We start from the raw sequence: 24,956 nt of genomic DNA on the forward strand, positions 1-24,956 counted from the left end.
ACTGGCTTTCGGGGAGGCTCAGTGCGAAATGAGCAGCGGATGATCCAGCCGATCGATTTCGACCAGCCGGGTGACCTGGTCACGGATCTGTACGACGCGTTCGTGGCCGCCAACGGCGACGACCTGGGCCCCGTACCGTCCCTGCCCTGGTACTCCTACGTCGTCAGTACAGGCGGGCCGGGCCAGCGGTCCGAGGCGTGGGTGACGACCGAGGGCGGCAGGGTGGTCGGCGGGTACGCACTGGCGCTCCCCCAGCACGACAACACCCACACGGGCCGGCTGTTCACCCTCGTGGTGCGGCCGGAGCGGCGCTGCCGGGGGCTGGGCTCGGCGCTGTTCGAGCACGCCCTCGAGCGGCTGCGCGCCCATGGCCGGAACCTGGTCCTGGCCGAGACGCCCGCCACCGGCTCGGGCGCCCGCTTCGCCGCCGCGCGCGGGATGACGGTCTCGATCACGGAGGCCCGCCGCACGCTCGACCTGCGTACGATCGACTGGGCAGCGCTGGAGCGGATGCGGCCCGAGGTGGACGGTTACCACCTGGAGCGCTGGGTCGGCCCGACGGCCCCCGAGTTGCTGCGGGACCTGGCCACGCTCATGGGCGGCATGAACGACGCCCCGCGCGACGCGGACATCGAGGACGTGAACTTCTCCATCGACCGCCTGCGCGCCCGCGAGCAGGCCCTTCCGGCCATCGGCCGCCTCCCGTACACCATGATCGTCAGGCGCACGTCCGACGGTGCCCCCGCCGGCTACACGCGCATCCTGGTCGACGAGGACCGCTCCGACAGCTGGGGTCATCAGACGGACACGACCGTACTGCGCGAGCACCGGGGCCACCGCCTGGGCCTGCTTCTCAAGATCGGCAACCTGCTCTGGCTGCGCGAGCGGGAGCCCCACATCGAGCGCGTCATCACGTGGAACGCCGTCTCCAACGCCCACATGCTGGCCATCAACGAGGCCCTGGGCTTCGAGCTCTTCGACGAGCAAACGGACTGGCGGCTGGAGATTTAGGCCGGTCCGCGACCCGGAACACTCCGGAAGGAGGCGCGGTAGGACTGCGGGGTGACACCGACGACGCGCTTGAACCGCTCCCGGAAGGCGGTGGGCGAACCGAACCCGGCCTGCGTCGCGACGCGCTCGACACCGTGGTCGGTGGTCTCCAGCAGGAGCTGCGCCCGGCGTACCCGGGCTCGTAGGAGCCACTGCAGCGGAGTGGTGCCGGTCTGCTCCCGGAAGCGGCGGCTGAAGGTCCGCTCGCTGAGCCCGCCGCGCCTGGCCATCTAGGTCAGGGTCATCTCCCGGGCGAGGTTGTCCTCGACTCTCCTTCTTCGGCTGCGCCATCTGCGACCCGGTGATAGCGCTGTGGTGCTTCGCGGGCGGGCCTTCGGTCTTCGGCCGGCTTCGCACCCGCCTGTCCCGCCGGTCTGCGGCTCCGCTCGCCTCTCCCGACGGAGGTTGACAGGCGTAGAAGCGCAGCTCTCAACGAGGGCCTTCAACACAGGCTCAACAGATAGTCAACACGCTCCGCCTTACCTTCTCATTCGGAAACAGACCCCCGTCTCATCCCGAAAAGGCAGGTAATCATGCGTCTCGCAAGCATCTCCCTCGCCCTCGCCACCACCGCCTCCGGTTTGGCCCTGGCGGCGGCCGCACCGGCCGTCGCGGCCCCGGCCGCGCACAGTGAAGTCTCGACCCACGCGAGCGTCGCAACGGCAATGGCCAGCTGGCACACCCAACGGCACGAGTCGCTGGGCCCAGGCAAGTACTTGGAGACCACGAACTGGCAGCGGCGCTCGGGTGTCCGCGTGATGCAGGTCAAGGCCCGCTGCTGGGGCAACAACTCGCAGATGAAGGTGAACCTCGTGTACAAGCGCCGTGGCGGCCTCGGTTGGAAGACCGCCAAGTCCGGCAAGTGGGCCTGCAACGGCAGGTACGGCATCGTCCGCATCAGCAACGCGGGGCACTCGACGTACTACGCGACCTTCACCCTTAACAAGAAGCACACCGTCGAGTACTGGGTGCAGTACTACAAATAACCCACCGGAGGTTCCTTTCCTGGTGGTCAGCGCTGGACAGTGACGACGATCTTGCCGACCTGGGCGTTGGCGTCGTGCATCCACGCCGTGGCCCAGATGAGCTCGCAGGACAGCGCCAGCAGTCGCGGGCCGTGCGCGGGATCGATCTTCGCCAGCTGCGGATTGGCCGGGTCCTGCCATGCCGCCCACTCATCGAAGGCTGATGGGAGCCGTCCGCCGCCGTAGGGCAGGAGCGTCCCGTCGACGTCCAGGAACAGCAGTGGGCGCTGGACATGATCGGCCATGGCCGCACAATATCGGCCTGATCGCCATCGAGGGGCGTCGTGGCCGACTGCTACGAACATGCGCCTCGATCATCGCGAGGCGGGACCGCCGGTTTCATGCGCGGGCGGCTGCTCGGCAGGGAACAAGATCGCGCTGAGGAGGTACGGTGTGCGCTCTGGTGCGGGAGTGTTGGGCAGCCGGTCGCGCAGCACCGCGAGCAGGTCGGTCAGCATGGCGGTGAGCTCGTCCGGGCTGAGCCACAGGGTGCCCTGCCGGTAGGAGACCGAGTCGGCCTCCGGGTCGGCGCCGTCGCGGTCCAGGTAGGCGTTGAACTCGGCGATCAGGACGGCCATGGCCGCGGCGAATCCCCGGCGATGATCGTCGAGCGACATCGCGGCGGCCTCGCCGGCGCCGATCCTGGGCCGGTCCTGACGCAGCCGGTAGCGGCGCTCGACGGCGCCGCGTACCCGCTGCTCGCCGTCCACTTTCAGGAACCCTCCGTCGGTCAGCTGCGCGACCTGCCGGTACATCGTGATCTTCGGTACCTCGGGCATGCGGGCGCACATTTGCGCGATCGTCAGCGCGCCCGCTGCGGACAGGGCGTGCACGATGCGCAGCCGCACCGGGTGCAACAGCTGCTCGACAGGATCCATGGCCCAACGATTTCATATGCGATACCGTTATCCAAAATGAAAACGTTGAAGGAGGAGCCATGCGAGACGCCCCCGGACAGCAGGTGCCCGTCAACGGCCGAACCGTCTATGTCGAGGAGTCCGGCCAGGGGCAGGATTGGGTGGTCTTCGAGGCGGGCAGCGGCTGCGGCCGGACCTGCTGGGACCCGGTGCTGCCACCGCTGACCGGCCAGGCGCGGCTGGTGGCCTACGACCGCGCCGGGCGCGCGCTCAGCGGCCCCACCACCCAGCAGCTCAGCGTCGATGACCTGGCCGCCGACCTGATCGCGATGACCGAGGCCGTCGTCCCGGGCGAGTTCGTCCTCGTCGCGCACAGCATGGGCGGGCTGGTCGCCCGCCGCGCCGCCGAGCGTCTGGGATCCCGGCTGCGGGGACTCCTGCTGGTCGACCCCACACCGGAGACCGCCCCGGTGTACGACGCGTGGGACCAGACCACCAAGAAGATCGACCGCATGCTGGCTGTGACGCAGGCGCTCAGCCGCTTCCGCCCCCTGGCGCGGTTGTTCAGTGGCAACGTCCGGCCCTTGTTCTCCGCCGACACCTACCAGGCCATGCTCGCCGAGAACTTCACCCCCGCCGGGACCGCCCAGACCCGCAAGGAGATGCAGGCGGTGGCCGCCGCCATCCCGCGGTTCCGCGCCCAGCCGCCCCAGCTCCCGAAATGCCCGACGATCGTGCTGTCCGCGTCCCGCGCCGCCAAAGGGCGGGAGCGCCAGAACGCCGCCATCCGCGAGCACCAGCGCCGCTACGCCGAGACCCTGCCCGACGGGCGCTACGAAGCCGTCGACTCGGCGCACTTCATCCAGGCCGAGCAACCGCACCTCGTCGCGGACCGGATAGGCCGGCTCCTCAGCCGCAACCCCTGATCACGCGTGCGCTTGCCTGGGAAATAGATCTCTCTGCTCTGGCTCGTCCAGGTACGCCGTGCCCCCCGCGACAGGGGCCTGGACAAGCAGTTCGAACCATACGGTCCGGCCGAGCCAGTGCCTTCTGACACCCCATCTCGTCGCCACGGCCGCCAAGATCTGCAGCCCTCGCCCGCCGGTCTCGTTCGCGTCGTCGCGGAGTCGCGGCCCCGACCACCAGCCCTGGTCCCTGACCTCAACACGGATGCGGCCGCCGCTGCCGAGCCACATGCGGACGCGAAAAGCCCCTTTTCTCCAGCGGCCAGAAATAGTATGCCTTATTGCGTTGGTGGCGATTTCGGTGACCAGAAGCCGCACATTATCCAGAAGATTCGCATCGTCGGCGGCTTCAGGCAGCTCCCTGACAAGCCAGCTAGCAGCATAGATCCGTACATCGCTGACGACCTCGGGGCATCCGGGAAACCGCATCTCGCCGACGAGCCGCATACTGGCTTCTGCCATGTTTACCACCCATTTCCCACCGTTGCAGCCTGGCGCATGCCACTGTCGCTCGCGCCAGAGTTCTGTTATACGAATTGGCGGCGCCCAGCTTCCGATTACCATTTCAAACACTGCATGCAACGGGCTACATTGTGTGGTGAAACAATCCCAGAGCGGTCCCAGACTTCTCCTGGCACCAAACCAGAAGAGCTGGAACAGTCGCGGTCACAGGGGTATTGATGCCAGCACCCAAAGAGCTCGATCCAACCGTCGGCCCAATGGCACGTTTCGGTGCCGATCTACGGAAATACCGATACGCGGCTAAATGGACTCAGGCGCAGCTCGCCGAGCGCATCGGCTACAGCAAGAGTCGTATTGGCAACGTAGAACGCGGAGACGAGAAGCCCACGCGCGAACTGATCGAGCTCTGCGAAAAGGCGCTGGGGCTGGACGGCGCGCTGCTCACCCACTGGCCGGCCATCAGCGGCAACCGGATGCCCGACTGGTTCCGGCAGTGGCCACCGATTGAGCGGAAGGCCGACCAGCTCATCACCTGGGCTCCCCTTATCGTGCCCGGGCTGGTACAGACGGAGGAGTACGCTCGCGCGATCTTCCAAGGGGAGCCTCACACGACGCCGGAGCAGGCCGAAGAAGCGGTCCAGGCCCGAATAGAGCGGCAAACCATCTTCGACCGGCTGAATCCCCCTCAGTTCCTTGCTGTGGTGGACGAGGGCGTCCTGTATCGTCCGATTGGAGATGACTTCGTGACCCGCCGTCAGCTGGAACACCTGATCGCCATGGCCGAGAGAAAATGGTTCACCGTCCAGCTCCTCCCCTATGCAGCCCGGTGCACAGCGGTGCTGGTGGGCTCGGCTCTCTTGGCGCGGGAAAACGGAGTGCCGATCGCCGCCTACGTCGAATCAGCCATCCACGGTCGCGTAGTTGACTCCACCAGCGACATCAAGCGGCTCGTGGACAGACTCGAACTCATACGCAGCGCGGCGCTCCCCGAGTATCTGTCAGTGCAGCGAATCAAGGAGAGAGTGGCAGCGTGGAGTTGAATGAGGGCGTTATCAAGGAGATCGCAAACCCGATCGGATGGATCACCGCATCGAGCGGTCAAGGCGGTGATTGCCTGGAAGCCAAGCATCTGTCCGACGGCCGCGTCGCCCTGCGCGACACCGAGCAACCGGATGCCGAGCCCTGGGTGGTCCGCCGGGCCGTCTGGGATAAGTTCGTAGCAGGCGCGAAGAACGGAATATTCGACTTCTAGCGCCATCGACCATGCGGCCCCTGACAAATCCCATCGGGGGCCGTAAAGACAGGCCCGCCTCGGGCCGTGAGCAGGTGCGGGCACTCGGCGGTGGTGCTGCGGTGGGAGCGTGGGAGGCTGGGCCGGAGGTCAGCGTTTGGTGTCCGCGTGTGCGGAGGAGCACGAGGAGCACCGGGAACGTCGGGGCCAGAGCCGCGCCCGGGAGCGCCACGGCGGACAGCCTTGATCGCCGCGCTCAAAGATCGCCGCCCTGCGCGGCGGGCACATCATCCGGGCTCGTCACCGGAAATTCCGCCGTTATTGGCCCATGGCTAGATTTCGGTCATTACCATAATTGCCGCGGTGATCATCGGTGAGAGTCTCCGGTACAGATGCCGCAGGGAGTTTCAACGTGCGGAAGATCGCAGCCACCACCCTCGCCATCCTCACCCCCCTCGCCGGAGCCGGGGCCGGAGCCGCCACGGCTCCAGCCGCAGCGGCAGCCGAGTCCGCACCCGACCGGTCCCAGGTCGTCATCATCGGACACCGCGGCGCGGCGGGCCACCGTCCCGAGCACACGCAGGGCGGCTACGAGCTGGCTGTGGCCGTGGGCGCCGACTGGATCGAGCCCGACCTGGTGCCGACCAAGGACCACCAGCTGGTCGTCAGGCACGAGAACGAGATCTCCGGCACCACCGACGTGTCGCTGCGTCCCGAGTTCGCCGCGCGCAAGACCACCAAGGTCGTCGACGGGCGCAACGTGACCGGTTGGTTCACCGAGGACTTCACCCTCGCCGAGCTGAAGACGCTGCGCGCGGTCGAGCGGCTGCCCGCGATCCGGCAGCGCAACACCGTCTACAACGGCTACTACCAGGTGCTCACCTTCCAGGAGGTGCTCGACCTGGCCAAGCGCCTCTCGCGCCAGTACGGCAAGCAGGTCGGGGTCTTTCCCGAGACCAAGCACCCGACCTACTTCAGGTCGATCGGGCTGCCGCTGGAGGAGCCGCTGATCGAGACCGTCAAGCGCAACGGGCTCAACCGGCCGAACAGCCCGGTGGTGGTGCAGTCGTTCGAGCCGTCCAGCCTGAAGCGGGTGGCGAAGGAGCTCCGCGTGCCGCTGTGGCAGGCTCTGGGCACCAGCGGACAGCCGTACGACCTGACCGCGGCCGGGGACCCGACGACCTACGCGGACATGATGAAGCCCGAAGGGCTGGCGAAGATCGCGCAGTACGCGAAGTGGATCGGGCCGGACAAGTCATCGGCGATCCCGCTCAACCCGGACGGCAGCTCGGGCACTCCGACGACGCTGGTGTCCGACGCGCACAAGGCGGGGCTGAAGATCGGCGTGTACACCTTCCGCAGCGAGAACCAGTACCTGCCCCTGCAGCTGCGCCGCGGCCAGACCCCGACGGACCACGGTGACGCGCTGGCGGAATACCGGGCGCACATAGACCTGGGCGTGGACGCCTTCGTCACCGACTATCCCGACACCGCCGCCCTGGCGAAGTCGGAGCAGGGCAAGCCGCGCGAGCAGGTACAGCCGAAGCAGTTCGATAACGGCCTGCCGGAAGAGGGGCAAGAGTAGACGAACACCCCGCCTCCCGGACGGCCGGGAGGCGGGGTCGCGCATCGGGCACGTTACTGCCCGGCCTTGACGGCCGAGAGCCATAGGGTCCACCCGTCACAGGGTCCCGGGGTTGCCGGGGAGCACGAGGGAGAAGAAGTCCTGGGCGGTGTAGGTGGCGAGCTTCCTGGCCTGGCCGGTCTTGACGTTCACCGCGTAGGCCGTGAAGGGAGCGTACGGAGGGTCGAGGGTCGGGGCAGGGTCGGAGTCGCGACTCTTCTTGCACACAAGGGGCTGGGCAAGGGCGGTGATCTCTTGAAGGCCGGTCCAACTGCGCAGATAGACGCGATTACTGGTCGTGAACAGGCCCCGTATGGGGACCCTCTGGACCACCTTGCCGGTTTCCCGGTCCAGCTGCACGAGATCCCGGCCGCTTTTGAAGCATCCGGTGCCGGGAACTTCTTCGCTCTCCACCGCGACGACGGTCTTTCCATCGGGACCGAGGCCGCCGGCCAGGTAGTGGCCGGTGACGTCGACGGTCCTCACGTTGATCGCCTTGGACGTCTGCCAGAGGCGGGTGATGGTCTGCAGCCGCGTCTTGCCCGCGTACTCCGCCACGGTGATCGTGTCGCCGTCCGGGGACAGGCCGATGGGATTCCCGCCGTTGGGAAACGACCGGACCCTGTGCTCGCGCATGTCGAACAGCATGGCCGGGTCCTTCAGCGGCGGTCTCTTGGTGAAGGCCAGGAAGCGGCCGTCGTCCGACAGCAGAAGATGGGCGATGCTGCCGAGCTGGGCCTTGGGCACCTTCGCCGGGGCCGTCAGCACGGATCCGGAGGCGAGATCGCGTACCACGAAGGTGCGGGCCCCGATGTCGTAGTAGGCGATCTTGCCGCCGTCCCGGCTGATCGCCAGGGGGCTGGTCACAAGCCCGGACTGGGTACCGCGCAGGGCCTGCGCCACCCGGTAGGTCCTGCCGTCCCGGGTGACCACCCGCCAGCCACCGTCCACGCACCCGGCCGGCACCTCGCCGCCCTGCGGCCGGCAGAACGTCATGTAGGCGTGGCTCAGTGGCTCCACCCCGCGGGCCGGGAGGTCGGACACCGCCTTGGGGTCTGTGGCCGCCTCCGGCTCCGCCGGCAGCAATCGTACGGCGGCAGTCGCGGCGAGCGCGGCGGCGATGACCGCGGCGGCCGCCACGAGCGGAGTCACCCTGCGCCGCCGCTCGCGGGTTCTGATCGTCCGCTCGGTCAGGTCCACCTGGGGCGCGTCGTCGGCCACATCGTTCAGCGCATCTCGCAGCCAGGTCATCGGTGTGCCCCCTTCAGCTCTTCCATCTCGGCGAACTTCGGTGCCAGCTCCGGCGCGAGCGCCCGTAACCGGGCCAGCGCGTCGTGGGCTTGGCTCTTGACGGTGCCGAGCGAGCAGTTCAGCAGCCTGGCGGTCTCGTGCTCGGTGAGATCCTCGTAGTAGCGCAGGACGATCACCGCCCGTTGCCTGGGTGGCAACCGCGCGAGCGCCTGCCCCATGGCGAGCCGGGCGATCGTGGACTCCTCGCTGGAGTGGGGCCGCTCCGGCGGCTCGGCGCTCGGCAGCTCAGTCGTCCAGACAAGCCGCCGGCGCCAGGAGATGTACTGGTTGACCAGCGCCTTACGGGCGTACGCCTGCGGGCTGGCCAGCTTGGGCCAGCGGCCGAGCAGCTTGACCAGCACGCTCTGCAGCAGGTCCTCGGCGAGGTGGGCATCCCCCGTGAGCAGATACGCCGTCCGCATCAGCGACTGCTGGTGGGCGGCCATGAACTCGCGGAAGCTGTCATTGTGGTCCAAGACGACTCCTCTCGCCGTTAGCGACGCAGTCGGGCGGGCGAAAGGTTGGGCCGGGTCGGTCATTTAGGGGCCGACGTGCACGTACGCCGCCCAGAAGATCGGAAACCCCGGGCGGCGGCCGCGCAGCGAGCGTACGGCCAGGTGCAGCGCCATGGCCGCCGCGCCGGGATGCGGCTCGCGGGTGCCGCCCGCGGTCAGCACGGTGTAGACCTCCTCCGCCACGGCCGGCGCGTGCAGATCGCTGATCGGCCACAGCGAGCCGATCACATGCGGGAACCCGGCGAGCTGGACCGACGCCGCGATGCTGACCGCTTCGTCGGTCAGGATGTCGCCGCCGCGCGAGGTCTCACAGCCGCTGAGGAAGGCCAGCTCGGCCCGGTCGAGGCGGCGCGCCGCCAGATCCCGTACGGTCAGCGGCGGGCCGGGCAACAGCAGCCGGCCGCTGGAGGGGTCGGTCGGCTGCTGCACGGCATGGCAGGCGAAGTGGACCCAGGCGCTCTCGTCCAGCGCGGCGAGCACCCGGTCGCGGGTGGCGTCGGCGCCGGTCAGCTCCAGCCGTCGCGGCAGGTGCCGGCGTACGGCCCACAGCTCCTGTTCCACGCCCTTCAGCACGGGCGCCCCGTCCACGGCGGGGACGCCGACGAGCAGCACCTGCCGGCCGGCGGTCGGCCCGGACTGCTCGCGGGCGTGCAGCAGGGCCCGCAGCGTGGGCGTGTAGCTGGAGATGACCAGGTCGGGCGCCCGGCCGGCGGCGTGCAGCGGGAGCAGGGTCAGCGGGCCGGTGGGGCACCACCACATCCTGGACGGCGCTTCGCCGAGCGCGTCCAGCACCGGGCCGGTGATGTGCTCCCAGAGCCAGTCGAGGCAGGTCACGACCGCTTCGTTGGCCCTCGTGTCCACCGCCGCCGCGAACGCCGCGGCCCGTTCCTCGACCTGCGCGGCAGTGATGTCCAGTGGCACGACGCGGATGCCCTCGGTCGTGACGAGCAGGGCGTCGCAGCCGTAGCGGCTGACGTTCACGATCGCGACGGGCCCGGCGTCGGCGGCCCGCAGCAGGCTCTCGTGGCGTGGCGGCCGCAAGAAGCCGGCGAAGCCCGGCAGCGCCCTGATCTCGGTGAGGATCTCCTCGCGGCGCCGGCGCAACGTGTGGCGCTGGTCGAGGCGGCGTTCACGGTCGAAGGCGGGGACGTCGGACCCGTCCGCCGGCGCGTCGGCCAGGTCCATGCGCTCGGCGGCGTCGATGGCGTCCTGCACCTCGGCGAGCCGGTCGGCCAGTTCGGGCGCGGCGGCGTGCAGGACGTCGCGAGAGCTGCGGTTGTCGATGACCTGGGTGAGCATGACGCCTCGACCCTGCTCCAGCAGCTCCAGCGCGGTGCCCGGGTCGGCCGCCCGGATCGCGGCCGCCGCCGCGTCGCGGGCCAGCCCCTCATAGTCCCGCAGTACCCGCTCCTGGTCGGCGCGGCCGAGCCCGCGCCAGGCCGCCTCGTCCAGCGCGGCCACCGCCGTGGCGAACCCCCTGACCGCCTCCTCGGCCGGCCCCGCCTCCATGGCGAACTCGCCCCACCGCTGCCCGACGGTGACCCGCCAGTCCGCCGACGCCGTCTCGACCTGGGCGGCCTCGCGGTAGCGGGCGAGCGCCTCGTCGCGCGGCGCGGGCGCGCCCGTCATCTCCCACTGGTCGGTGAGCGTCCCCGCCAGGTGGTACAGCGCGATCGAGGCGGCCGGCGCGTCGGGCGGGCAGGTCGCCACGGCGGTCCGCATCGTACGCAGCGCCCTCCTGAGGTCCGCGCCCCGCCCGGTCATCGCGTAGCGCTTGCGCAGGGCGCCCCCGAGCTGGCTGTACGCGACCGGGCCACCCGGCGGCTTGGCCCTGATGGCCTCGGTGAGCTGCTCGATGGCCTCGTCCAGGTCAGGGATCTGCTCGACGGCGCCCTTGGGGGCCGGTTCCCCCAGCGCCTCGGCGATCATCGCGGCCAGCGTGGCCCGGCTGATCCGTGGCGACAGAGCCCTGATCAGCAGGGCGCCGCCCAGGTTGACGGTCGCGCGGGTGCGCATCGCGGTGCCGGGCGGAGAGGCGGCCTTGGCCTGGCGGAACATGTCGATCGCCTCGTCGAGGCCGTCGCCCGCCTGCATGAGTACCGTACCGAAGGAGTTGAGGACGCCGGGCCGCTGGATGTTGCCGGGCTGCACCGTACGGACGGCTTCGCGCATCCGCTCCACGGCCTCCAGCAACGCCGGCGTCTGACCGGCGTACTTGTACCGCTCCACCAGCACGGCGGCCAGATTGCTGAGATAACTGGGACGGTATGGGCTGGTCAGCGGCGTGGCGGCCACCGCGTCCCGAAGGACGGAGGCGGCCTCCTCCGCGTCCTCGCTCCGGCGGGTCCGCTCGTAGCGCTGCTGCAGCGCGCCGCCCAGGTTGGCCAGGATCAGGGCGTAGTTGCGGTGCTCGGAGCCCGTTATGGAGCTGGCCGCGCGGTGGCTTTTCACTGCTTCGTCCAGCTCCGCCAGGTTGCCGGTGAGTTCGTACCGGAAGAAGAGCGCCGATCCGAGGCCGGTCAGCGCCATCGCGCGCTCCGGGTGCTGCGGCGAGTCCTTGAGCGCCCGCCGGTAGCAGCCGATGGCGTCGTCGATCACCTTCGGACCGCCACCGAACCGGAACTTCAACATCAGCGCATTGCCCAGATCCGAGCGGTACATCCCGACATGCGGGTCGGTGGGGCTGACGAGCGCCACCCCTCGCCTCAGGACGTCGATCATCTCGTCGAGGTCATCGACGGTGCCGCTGAACTCCATGCGCATGCCCAGCACCGCGCCCAGCGAGATCAGCAGCTGCGGCAACTCCGGATGGCCCGGCGGCGCCTGGGCCACGGCCTGATGGAGCATCTCCACCGCCTGGTCGGCGCGGTCCAGGGCGCCGGAGGTACGGACGTCCTCGATGAGTGTGCCACCCATGCCCGCGAGGTAGCGCGAGCGGCCGTCCGGGCCCAGGAATTCCTCACCGACGGCGGTGTTCCGCAGCTGGTCCATCATCTCGGGGGTGATGACCGGGATCTCGTCCGCCGCCATGATGGCGCCCAGCAGGACCATGATCTCCTGCTTGACCGGCTCGGACGCCTCTGCGTAGCGGGCGCGCACCTCGTCGAGCGTCGCCTTCAGCTCCTCGGCCCTGGCCGGGTCCTCGTGGGCGACGAGCACCAAGGCGTTGGCGAGCTTGGCCAGCCGCCACAGGTACCTGTCGCTGGAGCGGTCGGTGGCGTGCACCGACTGGCGCAGCAGGTCGATCCCGCGGCCCAGGTGGTCGCGGTCGCCGGTCCGCATGTGGCTGAGCATGAAGGCCATGCCGTGGTTGGCCAGCACCAGCGGCCGGTCCTGGAGCTGACCGCGGAGCGCCACCTCGTACAGCTCCAGGGCTTCCCCAAGCACCCCTCCACCGGCCTTCACGTGGTTGCCCAGCACGCCCGCCAGCGCCGCCTGAGCCTCGGCCAGCTCCGGCCGCCCGGCCAAGGCGGCCACGGCGCGGCGGTGCAGGTCGATGGCCTGGAGGAGGTCCTGTTCGTCCCGAAGCCAGTCATAGCGCATGCTCATGGCGTTGCCGTACTCGCTGAGCAGCAGCGGGTCCGGGTCGCGCGCCGCCGCCTGGCGGTATGCGGCCACCCCGTCCTCCAGGGCCTTGGTGTCGCCGGTCAACAGGTATCGGTTGATGAGCTCGGCCGGGTTCATCGGCTCCTCCGCCATCTGACGACGCCGAACGCGGTCACCCCGAAGGCCGTCAGGGCCAGGGCGGCCACGATGAAGGGCTTCACGGAATCGGGTATGGGGACGCGGTAGTTCAGGGACTGCACCGCGGTCAGCATCATGACCAGGCTGCCGATGACCGCGGCGCTCAGGACGCCGAAGCGTTCCCAGCGGCGCTCGGTCTTCTCCGCCCGCAGCTGCAGCCGCTCGGCAAGCACGATGTCGGCGATCGCGGCGATCTCGCGGGCCCGCTCCCTGGCCGCCTCGGCGTAGGCGAGGTCGTCGTCGAGGCGCCGCAGGAACCACTCGGTCAACGCCAGGTCGTCCTCGAGCGCCTGCGCGCGCATGTTGTGCAGCGCGATCTCCACGCTCCGCCGCATCTCGCGCAGCCGGGTCGCGGCCCAGATCAGCCCGGCCGCCGCCGTCTGCCGCTCGGTCAGCTCGCGCCGCGCCGACGTCAGCCCGTCGTCCCCGAGCAGCGCCATCGTCGCGTCGACCTGCTCGTCGACCCGGCGGCGCGCCGCCCGCACGCTCGCCCCGTCCGCATAGACGCGCAGGTGGTAGCGGACCTTGGCGGCGTGCATCAGGTAACGGGCGAACGGCGCCATCCGGTCGTCGCCCGCCGTCCACGCCCACGCGTCCAGGCGGGTCTCCAGCCTGCGCGACGCGATCACCGCGAACACGCGCCGGCTCCGCGTGTCCTGCTCGTGGCCGACCTCCCACAGAGCCAGGCCGTCTCGGGTGGTCATCCGGCTCGTCGTGTACGATTCCGGTTTCGTGCGCGGCATGTACGGCTGCGGCAGGGCGGCCACGATCCGATCCGCCCGCCGCGTACGGCCGTAGGCGACGAACAACCGGCACTCACCGAGCGCCCACTCCCCGATGTCCGCACCGGCGCATCCGGCCCAGAGGGCGTCGAGCTCCTTCCACGAACCACCGGTCAAGGCCACGCTCAGGCAGCGCATGTCGTGTTCCTGCCGCAGCACCGCCTGGCGCAGCGGCAGGCCCCGCGCCGTACGCACCTCGACCGTGCCCACGGTCGAGGCCGGCATGTGTAACCGGTCGCCCAGCGCGTCCCACACCTGGCGCAGCCGCCGCTCACCCGCGGCCGCCTCCGGTCCGGCGGCGGCCACGAACACGTGGACGATCAGCCCTGGAGCGGCAGGCTCACCCAGCCTCATCGGCCCGGTCCGCGACGGAGGCCGACAGGCTGTGGATCAGCTCGTTGACGCGCTCGCGGATCTGCTCGGGCATCGGAGCCACCGGTTCTTCGGGATATCTGGTGATGATCCGCATGGGCCCGGCCAGCTCCAGGTAGCCGAGCTCCGCGTCCGGGTCGGCCGAGGCCGCGAGCCTGGTCACGGCCGCGGCCACATTCGCCCATTTCGCCGCGGGCAGCTCCCAGCCGAGAGCCTCGCGCAGCAGTGCCACGGCCTCATCGTGCACGCCGAACCTCCCGTCGGGGCGATCCCGACTCAAGTGTGCATGCCACCTCTTGATCACGACCAGCGATCACACCAACACGATGCGGTAACAAGAGGGCGTTCGCGGCGTTGATCCCTCGCGACCTGCGGCGTCCGCGTGACCGCTGGATTCGCCCGTGAAGACGCCCCGGTCTCCAGTGGGACCGGGGCGTCTTAGCCCATGCGCTTTGGTGCCTCAGGGCCCCCGACTGAGGCATGTCGAGATTATTCCTTCACGTCCGTTTTGTACAGCTTTTCGCAGATGGGACCCGCTGGAGCGCCTTCAGCGCCGCCCGTTCTGGCAGTGCGGCTCCCCTTCCGGCGCGGGGAGCGCGTTCTCCAGGAAATCCCTGGTCGAGGTGGTGTAGGCCGAGCAGAGAAGCTTGCCGAAGCGCGTCGCCTTGCCGTCGCCGAGACGCCGGGTACGAACGCCCATGGCATGCACGCTGCGTTCCACGGCCACGCTGGAGACCGCGACGATCGTGTCACCGCGCTGGTCGACCCAGCGGAACGCCTCCCACAGCAACGCACGGGCGCGAGGGCCGAACCCCGCCACCACGGAACGGGACCAAGCTCGAGCCGTGGCCAGACGGCTGAGCTCCCAGACAGCCGGATCGTACGGAGCCGGGTCACCACGTAACGCCTCAGGGAAGACATCGCGGAGCATGTAAGGGCCCTCGGTGGGCAGCAGCCGACAGCACCCCGTGATCTCCCGGCAGCGTTCCGCGTAACTGATCACATAAACCGGATCGCAGTCGTCGAAGGAATCGCGTTCCCTTCCGTGGAGGCTGTGGACGTCCCAGCGGAGGCGTTCGTGGAACACCTCGTGACGCAGCCGGAACATACCGTCGAGCAGCCATGCCGGCAGTTCGCCCGCACGGCCGGCGACGATCTGTTGCGTGCATTCCCCCACCGACGGATCGTCCATGTGCATCCTCCGCGAAAGAAGCGACTCCTGGTGATCGCTTTCCTTTCCGTCATTCGCGGAATCGCGGTTTCCGGATGGCACATAGGGCAATCGCCAGCGGCCCGTCAGAGCGCTGAAAGCGCATTGCAGGCGGCGTGCCCGTCAATGGTTACGCATACGGTGCACACCGTCACCAAGGAGATCCGATGAACCGCAGAATCCGTACCGTGCTCGGAGTCGCCGCCACCGCCGGCATCCTCGCCCTGGGCGTCCCGGCCTTCACCGGCGCCGCGAACGCGTCCACCACGTCCGCCACCGCGTCCGCCGGTCTCCGACAGGCTCAGTCCTTCCTGTTCAATTACACCTTCAACGGCCATCTCAAGGTCGCCGGCGGCAATTTCACGGTCAATCAGCGGGTCTTCCTGGTCGTCAAGTTCAACACCGGCCGGGTGGCGTTCTCCAAGTGGGAGATCGCCCGGACGCACCCCATCACTCCCGGCGGGGCCATTTATGTGGAGACGACGATCGCGGCTCCGTGCGCGCCGGGCAACAACGGCTACGCGCGCGCCTATGACGAGGCCACCAGGACCTGGTCTCCGAAGCTGCCGGTCACCATCTGCCAGCGCATCGACTGACCTCCGGCCCGACCATTACCGGCAGACCCCTCGCGCCTGGCTACCATCGTCCGATGACCTCGGAAGACCACTGTCCCGGCGCACGATCGTGGAAGCCGCCGACGTGAACACCCCCGCCGACGACGGCACACCAGGACGAGCGGGCTACCGGCGATCGGCGGGGTCCCCGCGCGGCGAGGCCAGACGCCGCGAACTGCTCGATCGTGTCACCGACGACCTCTCGGTCAACGGGCTCGTGGACTTCTCGCTCCGGCGGGCCGCGCGGGCCGCAGGCACCACGCACAAGGTGCTGCTCTACCACTTCGACGGGGTCGAGGACCTGCTCAGGCAGGCGATCGGCCGGCTGCGCGAAAGGCGCATCGGCAACGCGCTGGCCGCCACCGCCGGGGAGGCCTCCACCCGGACGCTGTCGGCCCAGGTACGCGCCACGTGGGCCAGCCTCATGGCAGAGGAACCGGGCCTGCGGCGCGTGCTCGACCAGGCGATCGGCTTGGCGATGTACGACCCCGACCGCTATACGGAACTCGGGGAGGAGGCGTCGGCGCAGTACCTGCCCGTATTGACGTCCTTCTGCCCGGAGCACTGGTCCGGCCGGCGCAAGCGCGCGGTCGCCGAGATGATCCTCGCATCGTTGCGAGGGTTCCTGCTGGAGCGGCTGATCGGTGGCGATGTCGAGCGAGTCGGTGTGGGAGTCGAGACCTTGATCCGGATGCTGGAGCGCGAGGAGGCGGTCGACGAGTAGCCGTGGACAGTTTGCGAACCGCATGGTTCACTTCCCCCGACGAACATCCGATCGGGAGGGTGCCCCGCTATGTCCATGAAGGAGATCGAACTGTCCGCCGGGACGGTCGAATACGCGGACACGGGCGGCAGCGGCCCCACGCTCGTTCTGTTGCACGGGCTGATGATGGACGCCTCGCTCTGGGACGGGCCGATCGCCGATCTTGCCGTGGACCATAGATGCGTGGCACCGACACTGCCGCTCGGCGCGCATCGGCGCGCGATGCACGCCGACGCCGATCTTTCACTGGCCGGGGTGGCCCGGCTGGTCACAGAGCTGCTCGACCGCCTCGATCTGCACGACGTCACTCTCGTCGGCAATGACACCGGAGGGGCGCTCGTCCAGTTGATCATGGGTGAGGGCGCGGCGCGGGTGGGACGGGTCGTGCTCGCCTCCTGCGACGCGTTCGACAACTTCCCGCCAGGGCTGACAGGCAAGACGCTCGTGCTCTGCGGCAGGCTCTCGCCCCGGATGTTCGGGCTGTTCATGCAGCAGATGCGACTCCGGCCGCTCCGGCGGCTGCCGATCACGTTCGGCTGGCTCACCATGCGCGGAGACGCCGCCACCGCCCGCTGGACGAAGCCGGTCATGAGACAGCCCGAGATCCGCCGCGACGCCGTACGCGTGCTCCGGGCGGCAGCGGCGGACACCGGCCTTCTCCTCGCCGCGGCCAAGTCCCTGCCGAGCTTCGACCGCCCCGCCCTCGTGGTCTGGGCGAGCGGCGACCGCGTGATGCCGCCCGAGCACGGCCGCCGCCTGGCGGAGCTCCTCCCCTACGGGCGGCTGGTCGAGATAGCGGACACCTACACCCTCATCCCCCTCGACCAGCCGGCGAGGCTCGCCCAGGTCATCCGGGAGTTCTCCGCGCTGTAGCGCGGTGCTCCGCGGGCTCCGTTGCGATTTTGCGAACCACGTGGTTCACTTTTGCCATCAGTGTTGATCCAGATCGCTCGGAGGTCCTAGTGCCCATTCCTGTGGAGCGGGAGAAGGTCTGCTTCGTCAGCGGCGACGCCGAATGTGCCGCCTGGCACTACCCGGGGACCAACGGCGCCCTGGTGATCATGGCCGGCGGGTTCGCGGTGACGAAGGAGCCGGGCACCGACGTGTTCGCCCGGCGGTTTCACGAGGCCGGGTTCGGCGTACTCGCCTTCGACTATCGCCGCATCGGGGAGAGCGGGGGGCAACCGCGTCTGGTGCTGCCCGTCAAAGATCAGCTCGATGACTGGCAGGCGGCGATCACCTTCGCCGCGACCCTGCCCGGAGTCGACCCCGCCAGGCTCTCCGTCTGGGGTTTCTCCACCAGCGGCGGTCACGTCATGCGGGTGGCGGCGCGCGACCCGCGGATCGCCGCGGTGATCGCGCAGACGCCGAACGTCGACGGCCTCGACGGCACGCGCAACGCCGCGCGTCACCAGAAGCCGCTGGCGATGCTGCGTTTCACCGGCAGGGGCCTGCTCGATGCCGTCGGTGGGCTCATCGGCCGCCCGCCGCTGCTGGTGCCGCTGGCCGGTGCGCCGGGGACGCTCGCGCTGCTCACCACACCGGACAGCGTCGATGGCGACCGGGCGCTCAACCCCGGCGACAGACACCCCGACTGGCAGCAGGCGGTCGCCGCCCGCTCCGCGCTCCGCCTGGCTTTCTACCGGCCGGGCCGCGACGCCTCCCGAGTACGGTGCCCGCTGCTCGTTCTGGTGTGCGACCAGGATCAGACAGCGCTTCCCGGACAGGCCCTCGCCGCCGCGCGGCGCGCGCCCCGCGCGGAGGTGGTTCGTCTGCCCGGCTCCCACTACGCGCCCTTCATGGACGCGCACGAGCAGGCGGTCGACGCCGAGCTGTCCTTCCTGCGCCGACACCTGCTTGATCGTTCGGCAGCGGAGAGTCCCGCCGTCGGGACCGCGGATTCCGCGCTGCTATAGGCGATTCGCCGGCCGGGCACCCTGAGTGACGATCAACGACTCAGGGTAAAGAGCGGAGCGACAGTCCCCCTGGCCATGGAGTTTCGCATGGAACGTACGGTTCTCGCCGCAGTCGCCGAGCGCCCCGACGCCGACACGGCACTCGCCGAGCAGATCCGCCGCGTCGGCGCGGCGATGGACGACCTCGGCGTTCAGGTGCGCTGGACGCATCGCACGCAGGACGCGCTGGCGGTGATCGGCTCGGACGCCTCACTGTCCGGCATGCTGGCCGACTGGGACGCGCCGGGCGCCGATCAGGTGCTCGGCGCGGTCACCCAGCGCTTCCGCGGCCTGCCGGTCTTCCTCATGACCGCCGAACAGGAGCTCCCCCTATGGGTGTACGAGGTCATCCAGGGTTATGTGTTCCCGCTTGAGGACACCCCCGACTTCATCGCCGGCCGCATCGCGCACGCCGCCGAGGAATACTCCGAGCGGATCCTGCCGCCGTTCTTCCGCGCGCTGCGCAAGCTGCAGGACCACCACCAGTACTCCTGGCACACCCCGGCGCACGCCGGCGGCGTCGCGTTCCTGAAGTCGCCGGTCGGGCGGGCGTTCTTCGACTTCTACGGCGAGCGCCTGCTGCGCACCGACCTGTCCATCTCCGTCCCCGAGCTCGGCTCACCGCTGGACCACACCGGTCCGATCGGCGACGCCGAACGCAATGCCGCCCGCGTCTTCGGCGCCGACCGCACCTTCTTCGTGATGAACGGCAACGCCACCGCCAACCGCATCGTCGGCCACCACGCCATCGCCCGCGACGAGACCGCCCTGGTGGACCGCAACTGCCACAAGTCCCTCCAGCACGCGCTGACCATCAGCGGCGCCCGCCCCGTCTACCTGGTGCCAGAACGCAACGGCCTCGGCCTGGCCGGCCCCATCCCGCCCGCCGCGCTGCAGGCCGACGCCCTGCGCGACCGCCTGGCCGGCCACCCTCTCGCACAGACCGACCCGGCCTACGCCGTGATCACCAACTCCACGTACGACGGGCTCTGCTACGACGCCGTACGGGTCGCCGAACTGCTGAGCGAGAGCGTCCCCCGCGTGCACTTCGACGAGGCGTGGTTCGCCTACGCCCGCTTCAACCCGCTGTACGCCCGCCGCTACGGCATGGCCGTGGACGAGCGGACGCTGCCGGGGCCGCAGCGCCCCACCGTGTTCGCCACCCAGTCCACGCACAAGCTCCTGGCGGCCCTGTCGCAGTCGGCGATGCTGCACGTCCGGTCGGCCGATCGTGCCCCGGTTGACTACGAGCGGCTCAACGAGACGTACCTGATGCACTGCTCCACCTCTCCGCTCTACCCGATGATCGCCTCGCTGGACGTGGCGGCGGGGATGATGGACGGTCCGGCCGGGCCGTACCTGACGGGCGAGGCCGTCATCGAGGCGGTCAGGTTCCGCCAGGCCATGGTCCGGCTGGCCGCGCGCATCCGGGAGGACGGCCGGCGGCCGGACTGGTACTTCGGCGTCTGGCAGCCCACGCATGTCACTGACCCCCATACCGGCCTGTCCGTCCCCTTCGCCGACGCCGACCCCGTCCTGCTGAGCACCGATCCGGCGTGCTGGACGCTGGAGCCCGGCGCCGCCTGGCACGGTTTCCAGGGTCTGACCGACGGCTACTGCCTGCTCGACCCCATCAAGGTGACGATCACCTGCCCAGGCGCCGACGCCGCCGAAGGCACGCTCGACTGGGGCATTCCCGCTCGGATCGTCGCCACCTACCTGCGGGAGCGCGGCATCGCCGTGGAGAAGACGGGTGACCACACGCTGCTGGTGCTGTTCTCCATGGGCATCACCAAGGGCAAGTGGGGCACGCTGATCGACGCGCTCACCGACTTCAAACGCGCCTACGACGACGACCTGCCCCTGGCCGAGGTGCTGCCGGGCTTCGGGCCGCCGGCCACCACGCTGCGCCGCTTCTGCGCCGACGTACACGACAAGCTCCGCGCCCTCGAACTCGGCGCGCTCCTCGACCAGATCTTCACCACTCTCCCCCAGCCCGTCCGCACCCCGGCCGACAGCTACCAGGCCCTGATCCGCTCACGCACCGAACGCGTCCCGCTCGCCGACCTGCCCGGCCGCATCTCCGCCGCCACCGTCGTCGTCACGCCGCCGGGGATCCCCATGCTGATGCCCGGGGAGGCGACCGGGCCCGCCGACGGTCCACTGATGGCGTACCTGCACGCCCTGGAGGACTTCGACCGCTGCTTCCCTGACCTGGCCACCGACATCCACGGCGCGCACCGCGGCGAGGACGGCCGCTACCACGTCGAAGTCGAACGCTGAGAAGTGGTCACCGGCCGGGCCGTACTGTGGTCGGGCCGGTGACCTCAGCTCGACAGTGATGGGGTCCAGTCCTCGTGAAGCCTGGCCAACTCCCGGGCTTCGACGGGGTGCAACGAGCGCAGCACGGCGATCAGCTCTTTCTCGCCCATCGTCAGGCTCTCGACCCGCACCAACGCGTCGCCGTACCATGCCCAGAGGATCTTCTGGGAGTCGCCGGGGAGGAGCCATGCGCCCGGTGACACCTGCCGGCACTCCGCGTGCTCCGGGAGGCCGTCGTACGGCACGGCATGCTTGCAGGCGCCCTTGGGACTCACCGCGCCCACTGGCTCGACGGCGACGTCGACCTGCCAGACTCCGTCCTCACGCTCGTACCTGAGCTCCAACCGTCCATCCACGCCCGTCACGGACCAGAGCCGGTAACTCGGCAGCGTGGGCGCGACGAGCGGGACCCCGGAGCGGGCCAGTCTGTGAGCTCGCGTCGCGTCGGCGAGCACGTCCTGTGCCGACCACACGGCCAGGTACGCCACGGCGACGCCCGCGACCATCAGGACGCGGAGTGCCCGGTGCACCGACATGAACAGACCGGCCGCGGCCAGGTAGGCGGTCGCGCCCAGGGCCATGAGGGACAGGCCCATCTGCCAGTCACCGGAGTCCATGGTCTCGGTGGCGCTTACGAGGGGGAGATCGGCGAGGAGGAACGCCACGATGACGGCCGGACCCACCAGGCCCACCCCCCACCAGCGCGGCAGCCTGCCCCACCAGGACAGGAAGAACCCCAGGCCGGAGGACAGGACGACCGTCATCAGCAGGTCGAGCAGTCCTATGTTGTCTCCCCGCAAGCAGAGGAGGACGAACTGGGCCAGTCCGACCACTGCCCCTACGAGCGCGGCCCTCAGCGATGCGTTCATGTTCCGATCATGTCGAAAGAAATGCGTCCATGACGGAAATCAGACGATCTAGTGCGGCGAACACAATGATTTCCCCGGGTGGCCCGTTACGCGACCGTCTCAATCCCTGTGACGGACCGTGGTAGCTGGGGACCATTGGAGAGACACCCCTTCGGCGCAGAAGACGAAACGGTCCGTCGCGGCAGAGGTCCCATGGAGCGGCACCCCCTCCGAGGGAGAGCAAGAACGGGCCGCCCCGTCATCATCTGAATTTGAACAGCCCCCCACAGCTGCGTCGCCTGCCGCACTGGCCCGCCTTTTACGTTACACATAAAGCATTATCGGCGAAGATGCCATATAATCACTACATTTTCGCCACACAGGTAGTCTCACCTGCGCTGATGCATATTAGTCGACAGACGGACGATCATCGTGGCGCTTTTCTGAAATCGCCTTTCAGGCGTGGCTTCGTACGTGATTTGAACATCGACTTAAACATCTGTCCAGACCCTTGTTGGGCGACTTTCGATCATTTACTGTCCAGGGGATCAATTCGCTCTCTTAATGAGGAGGACCGGTTGCGTCGATTAACATTCACCGTCGCCGTTGCGGCAGTGCTGCTCCCGCTGCTCTCCCCGATGGCGTCCGCCGTCACCACCACCACCAGCGCCACCAATGAGGCGGACCCGGACAACGTCCAGCAGGTCGGTCCGGGGCTGTACTTCACCGACACCGACACCTTCAAGATCAGCGACACCGACGTGCCGGCCGGGGCGATCGGCCGCTCACACGGCGTGGCCACCGGAGGCGGTGACCTGGCCCGGCCGCAGTCGGCCCTGGCCTCCCGCCCTGAGATGGCGGTGTTCGGGCCCGGCTGGACGGCGGAGTTCCTCGGCGGGATGGTCGACCGGAAACTGGAGACCCAGAACGGCGCCATCGTGGTCACCGAACTCGACGGCGGCACCACCGCCCGCTACGACCTCAAGAGCAGCATCTCCTTCCCCGACGGCGGCGGTGTCCAGCGGTACGAGAGCACCGACGGCTCCAAGATCACCGAAACGACCCGGTGGGACACCACCGCCGGAGCGATGCGTACCTCCATCACCGAAACCATCGCGATGGACAAGGGCGCCACGGAAGCCGGCGACGACACCTTCAGCCAGAGCAACGCCGACCTCAGCCTGACCTACACCTGGAACAAGATCGACGGCCTGCAGGGCGCCGACACCTGGCGCGCGACCAGCACCGGCAACACCGCCTACGGCACCTCATCGGTGACCTACGACCCTCAGGGCCGCATCAGCACCATCAAGGAACCGGCCGGCGGCGAGACTCCTGAGGAAACCCTCACCATCCACTACGCCGCCACGACCACCGCCACCACCGCCTCCTTCGGCGACTTCGCGGGCCGGCTCAAAGACATCACTCTCACCTCCGGCTCGGCCGCCCCGCAGACCGTGGCCAGCTACGGATACGACCCCAACGGCCTGCTGCGCACCGTGGCCGACCCCGGCCAGAGCAGTTCCCCCGCCGCCACCTACGGCTACGACCAGCTCGGCCGCCTGACCTCCATCGACTCCCCCACCGACGGCAGCTGGCAACTGGCCTTCGCCAACGGCACCGCCGCCCCCACCGCGACCGCCACGGGCACCGCCCAGCCGACCGCCGGCGACCCGTTCCAAGGCGCGAGCGGCATCAACGACCCCAACGCCACCGCGCCGTCCCCGGGCGACTTCCTGCCCGGCGACATCTCCACCCCCCAGGCGTACCCGTCGTACTGCAACGACGCCTGGAAGTGGCTGTACTACCAGCGGGCCGGCTGTTCGGCCTGGGTCGCGCACAATGGCTGGCACAAGCCGCTGTGGAAGAAGCTCCCCAGCAAGCGTTATGTCGTCGGCATCACCTTCGACCACTGCACCAACGCCCCCGACCGGCCGACGGGCTTCGACTTCCGGCCCGCCTGTGACATGCACGACTACGGGTACGGCCTGATCGGCAACACCTACAAGCACTACAAGTACTACCTCGACAGGTACCGCAAGTCCCAGGTGGACGACGTCTTCTACAGCACGCTCAAGAACTGGACCTGCAACGCCTACTTCATCCTCGTCCGTCCCGCCTGCAGGAGATGGGCCTTCATCTACCGCCAAGGGGTTCGCCTCGGCAACCCCAAGAACGGCGCCGACAAGACCTGACCCACAGCACACCCCGACCTGAGCGGGCCGGCCGGATGGCGTGATCGCTCGCACGCCATCCGGCCTCCCTTCGCCTGCCACCACCCCCGCACCTCCGGGAACCTCACTCCAGCCGGGCCGCGGCCTCCAGCGGCTCGGACGAACGGAGGAAGCGCAGGTCCTCCATGACCAGGGCGGCACGTGACGTTGAGCTGGTTGGTCACGTTGCCCACGATCGCGTCGCGCAACAGCGGAGCCCAGTCCGGGTCGGCGGCGACGGCGGCCAGATCGGTGCCCGCTCCGGAGGCGAGCCGGTCGTACAGCTTGAACGTGTGCAGCAGCCGGGGCCGGGCGAGCGGGACGCCGCGGTCCAGGAGGAGATCGAGGAGCGGGAGGTCCGCGGCGGTCTCCTCCCAGCGGTTGACCTCGTCCTCGTCCACTCCCAGTACCGCCTCATGGCCGTCGCAGGTGAGGCCCTCCGCGCGCAGCCGCGTACCGGCGTCGTGCAGGAGGTCACCGAGACCGGCGACCGGGAGTGCGAGCCCCGCGTACAGCTTCAGGAAGCGGCCGAGCCAATCCTTGACCACCGCCCCGGGCAACATGCTGAACGGGGCGAAAGGCCCGCGCCGTCGGCCAGGGCCAGCGCGCCGTCCGCGCCGTCCGGGACTTCCTCGCACCACTCGGTGAGCAGGCTGCGGTGCCAGCGGTAGGCGCCAGGGGCGGGATGGCGGGCGGCGAGCCGCTTGCCGTGCCTCTTGAGCGTGGCCGTTCCGGCGGCGTCCGGTCCCGCGGCGAGGTGCGCCGCGACGAGCGCGGCCTCGTCGACCGGCAGCGCGTGCGCGTCCTCGGCGGCGCGGGCCTCCTGCTCGACAACCTGCGTGAGGTTCCGTCCCCGCCAGATGGGCAGCTCGTCGCCGAGCAGCAGCGGGTGCGGGATCGCGAAGGCGCCCGCGCCCGTCCACGCGCCCTCGCGCAGGAGCGCGCAGCGGCCGAGCTGCCCGCGGCCGTCCGGCAGGCGAGCACCGGCCGCCGCGTCCCCTCGACGGTGAGCTCGTGGCCCGTCGCGATCCCGATCCATCCCATGGCGCCAGTATTGATCATCCCTAGGACATTCTGCGGGAGACGGATGATCTACCCCCAGCGACGGGGGCCT

Annotated in this window: 25 protein-coding genes and 1 pseudogene; 13 read left to right on the forward strand and 13 right to left on the reverse strand. The window is 69.4% G+C overall.

Annotated features, from left to right (window positions below; genetic code table 11):
- Positions 1–39: 39 nt before the first annotated feature.
- Positions 40–1,011, forward strand: coding sequence for a GNAT family N-acetyltransferase (locus AB0H88_RS03860; protein ID WP_357640904.1), 972 nt, complete (start codon positions 40–42; stop codon positions 1,009–1,011).
- On the opposite strand, the gene AB0H88_RS03865 is transcribed toward AB0H88_RS03860, so the two are convergent.
- Positions 1,008–1,280 (reverse strand): helix-turn-helix domain-containing protein, encoded by a 273-nt coding sequence (locus tag AB0H88_RS03865; RefSeq protein ID WP_357640907.1) that lies wholly within the window; start codon positions 1,278–1,280, stop codon positions 1,008–1,010. The genes AB0H88_RS03860 and AB0H88_RS03865 overlap by 4 nt on opposite strands.
- Positions 1,281–1,327: 47 nt before the next feature.
- Here AB0H88_RS03865 and AB0H88_RS03870 point away from each other — a divergent pair.
- Positions 1,328–1,459: pseudogene (locus AB0H88_RS03870) on the forward strand (DUF6010 family protein); the annotation flags it as partial.
- 124 nt (positions 1,460–1,583) lie between these two features.
- Positions 1,584–2,036, forward strand: a complete 453-nt coding sequence (locus AB0H88_RS03875) for a hypothetical protein (RefSeq protein WP_357640909.1) — start codon at positions 1,584–1,586, stop codon at positions 2,034–2,036.
- Positions 2,037–2,062: 26 nt separating this feature from the next.
- On the opposite strand, the gene AB0H88_RS03880 is transcribed toward AB0H88_RS03875, so the two are convergent.
- On the reverse strand, positions 2,063–2,320 hold the full coding sequence (locus AB0H88_RS03880; protein ID WP_357640911.1) for a hypothetical protein: 258 nt from the start codon (positions 2,318–2,320) through the stop codon (positions 2,063–2,065).
- 69 nt (positions 2,321–2,389) lie between these two features.
- Positions 2,390–2,953: a helix-turn-helix domain-containing protein gene (locus tag AB0H88_RS03885; protein ID WP_357640914.1), complete on the reverse strand. Its 564-nt coding sequence runs from the start codon at positions 2,951–2,953 to the stop codon at positions 2,390–2,392.
- A gap of 59 nt (positions 2,954–3,012) precedes the next feature.
- On the opposite strand from AB0H88_RS03885, the gene AB0H88_RS03890 reads away from it, so the two are divergent.
- A complete protein-coding gene (locus AB0H88_RS03890) occupies positions 3,013–3,858 on the forward strand; it encodes an alpha/beta hydrolase (protein ID WP_357640916.1) in 846 nt (281 codons plus the stop codon).
- On the opposite strand, the gene AB0H88_RS03895 is transcribed toward AB0H88_RS03890, so the two are convergent.
- Positions 3,859–4,344 (reverse strand): ATP-binding protein, encoded by a 486-nt coding sequence (locus tag AB0H88_RS03895; RefSeq protein WP_357640919.1) that lies wholly within the window; start codon positions 4,342–4,344, stop codon positions 3,859–3,861.
- A gap of 272 nt (positions 4,345–4,616) precedes the next feature.
- Here AB0H88_RS03895 and AB0H88_RS03900 point away from each other — a divergent pair, with 272 nt between their 5' ends.
- The 3 genes from AB0H88_RS03900 to AB0H88_RS03910 all read left to right on the forward strand — a co-directional run bounded on the left by AB0H88_RS03900 (position 4,617) and on the right by AB0H88_RS03910 (position 7,175).
- Entirely contained in the window at positions 4,617–5,399 is a 783-nt protein-coding gene (locus tag AB0H88_RS03900) for a helix-turn-helix transcriptional regulator (RefSeq protein ID WP_357640921.1), read from the forward strand.
- On the forward strand, positions 5,390–5,611 hold the full coding sequence (locus tag AB0H88_RS03905) for a DUF397 domain-containing protein (RefSeq protein ID WP_357640924.1): 222 nt from the start codon (positions 5,390–5,392) through the stop codon (positions 5,609–5,611). Before AB0H88_RS03900 ends, AB0H88_RS03905 begins: the two co-directional genes overlap by 10 nt.
- 391 nt (positions 5,612–6,002) lie before the next feature.
- Positions 6,003–7,175 (forward strand): glycerophosphodiester phosphodiesterase, encoded by a 1,173-nt coding sequence (locus AB0H88_RS03910; protein WP_357640926.1) that lies wholly within the window; start codon positions 6,003–6,005, stop codon positions 7,173–7,175.
- A 96-nt stretch (positions 7,176–7,271) separates the two neighbouring features.
- Here the strand turns inward: AB0H88_RS03910 and AB0H88_RS03915 are convergent, their stop codons facing one another.
- From AB0H88_RS03915 to AB0H88_RS03940, 6 genes are all read right to left on the reverse strand, one after another.
- A complete protein-coding gene (locus AB0H88_RS03915; protein WP_357640929.1) occupies positions 7,272–8,465 on the reverse strand; it encodes a hypothetical protein in 1,194 nt (397 codons plus the stop codon).
- On the reverse strand, positions 8,462–8,980 hold the full coding sequence (locus AB0H88_RS03920; protein WP_357640932.1) for a SigE family RNA polymerase sigma factor: 519 nt from the start codon (positions 8,978–8,980) through the stop codon (positions 8,462–8,464). The genes AB0H88_RS03915 and AB0H88_RS03920 overlap by 4 nt, the downstream gene beginning before the upstream one ends.
- Positions 8,981–9,043: 63 nt before the next feature.
- A complete protein-coding gene (locus AB0H88_RS03925) occupies positions 9,044–12,703 on the reverse strand; it encodes a CHAT domain-containing protein (RefSeq protein WP_357640934.1) in 3,660 nt (1,219 codons plus the stop codon).
- On the reverse strand, positions 12,700–13,899 hold the full coding sequence (locus tag AB0H88_RS03930) for a CATRA conflict system CASPASE/TPR repeat-associated protein (RefSeq protein WP_357640937.1): 1,200 nt from the start codon (positions 13,897–13,899) through the stop codon (positions 12,700–12,702). The genes AB0H88_RS03925 and AB0H88_RS03930 overlap by 4 nt, the downstream gene beginning before the upstream one ends.
- Positions 13,886–14,164, reverse strand: coding sequence for a CATRA system-associated protein (locus tag AB0H88_RS03935; protein ID WP_357640940.1), 279 nt, complete (start codon positions 14,162–14,164; stop codon positions 13,886–13,888). Before AB0H88_RS03935 ends, AB0H88_RS03930 begins: the two co-directional genes overlap by 14 nt.
- 300 nt (positions 14,165–14,464) lie before the next feature.
- Positions 14,465–15,109, reverse strand: coding sequence for an acyl-homoserine-lactone synthase (locus tag AB0H88_RS03940; RefSeq protein WP_357640943.1), 645 nt, complete (start codon positions 15,107–15,109; stop codon positions 14,465–14,467).
- Positions 15,110–15,294: 185 nt separating this feature from the next.
- On the opposite strand from AB0H88_RS03940, the gene AB0H88_RS03945 reads away from it, so the two are divergent.
- From AB0H88_RS03945 to AB0H88_RS03965, 5 genes are all read left to right on the forward strand, one after another.
- Positions 15,295–15,723, forward strand: a complete 429-nt coding sequence (locus AB0H88_RS03945) for a hypothetical protein (protein ID WP_357640945.1) — start codon at positions 15,295–15,297, stop codon at positions 15,721–15,723.
- Positions 15,724–15,811: 88 nt separating this feature from the next.
- Positions 15,812–16,465, forward strand: coding sequence for a hypothetical protein (locus AB0H88_RS03950; protein WP_357640948.1), 654 nt, complete (start codon positions 15,812–15,814; stop codon positions 16,463–16,465).
- A 69-nt stretch (positions 16,466–16,534) separates the two neighbouring features.
- Positions 16,535–17,377, forward strand: coding sequence for an alpha/beta hydrolase (locus tag AB0H88_RS03955; RefSeq protein WP_357640951.1), 843 nt, complete (start codon positions 16,535–16,537; stop codon positions 17,375–17,377).
- A gap of 89 nt (positions 17,378–17,466) precedes the next feature.
- Positions 17,467–18,420 carry an alpha/beta hydrolase gene (locus AB0H88_RS03960; RefSeq protein ID WP_357640953.1) on the forward strand — a complete coding sequence of 318 codons (954 nt, stop codon included), beginning with the start codon at positions 17,467–17,469 and terminating at the stop codon, positions 18,418–18,420.
- Positions 18,421–18,507: 87 nt separating this feature from the next.
- Entirely contained in the window at positions 18,508–20,742 is a 2,235-nt protein-coding gene (locus AB0H88_RS03965) for an Orn/Lys/Arg decarboxylase N-terminal domain-containing protein (RefSeq protein WP_357640956.1), read from the forward strand.
- A 44-nt stretch (positions 20,743–20,786) separates the two neighbouring features.
- Here AB0H88_RS03965 and AB0H88_RS03970 read toward each other — a convergent pair whose 3' ends face one another.
- Entirely contained in the window at positions 20,787–21,650 is an 864-nt protein-coding gene (locus tag AB0H88_RS03970; RefSeq protein WP_357640959.1) for a hypothetical protein, read from the reverse strand.
- Between the two features lie 557 nt (positions 21,651–22,207).
- Between AB0H88_RS03970 and AB0H88_RS03975 the strand changes: the two genes are divergently transcribed.
- Positions 22,208–23,824, forward strand: coding sequence for a phospholipase A2 (locus AB0H88_RS03975; protein WP_357640962.1), 1,617 nt, complete (start codon positions 22,208–22,210; stop codon positions 23,822–23,824).
- On the opposite strand, the gene AB0H88_RS03980 is transcribed toward AB0H88_RS03975, so the two are convergent.
- Entirely contained in the window at positions 23,770–24,390 is a 621-nt protein-coding gene (locus tag AB0H88_RS03980; RefSeq protein WP_357640965.1) for a hypothetical protein, read from the reverse strand. The two genes, AB0H88_RS03975 and AB0H88_RS03980, sit on opposite strands and share 55 nt — an antisense overlap.
- A complete protein-coding gene (locus AB0H88_RS03985; RefSeq protein WP_357640968.1) occupies positions 24,360–24,881 on the reverse strand; it encodes a hypothetical protein in 522 nt (173 codons plus the stop codon). The genes AB0H88_RS03980 and AB0H88_RS03985 overlap by 31 nt, the downstream gene beginning before the upstream one ends.
- Positions 24,882–24,956: the final 75 nt, after the last annotated feature.

It is taken from the genome of Nonomuraea sp. NPDC050680 (assembly GCF_040654555.1).
Taxonomy (GTDB): domain Bacteria; phylum Actinomycetota; class Actinomycetes; order Streptosporangiales; family Streptosporangiaceae; genus Nonomuraea.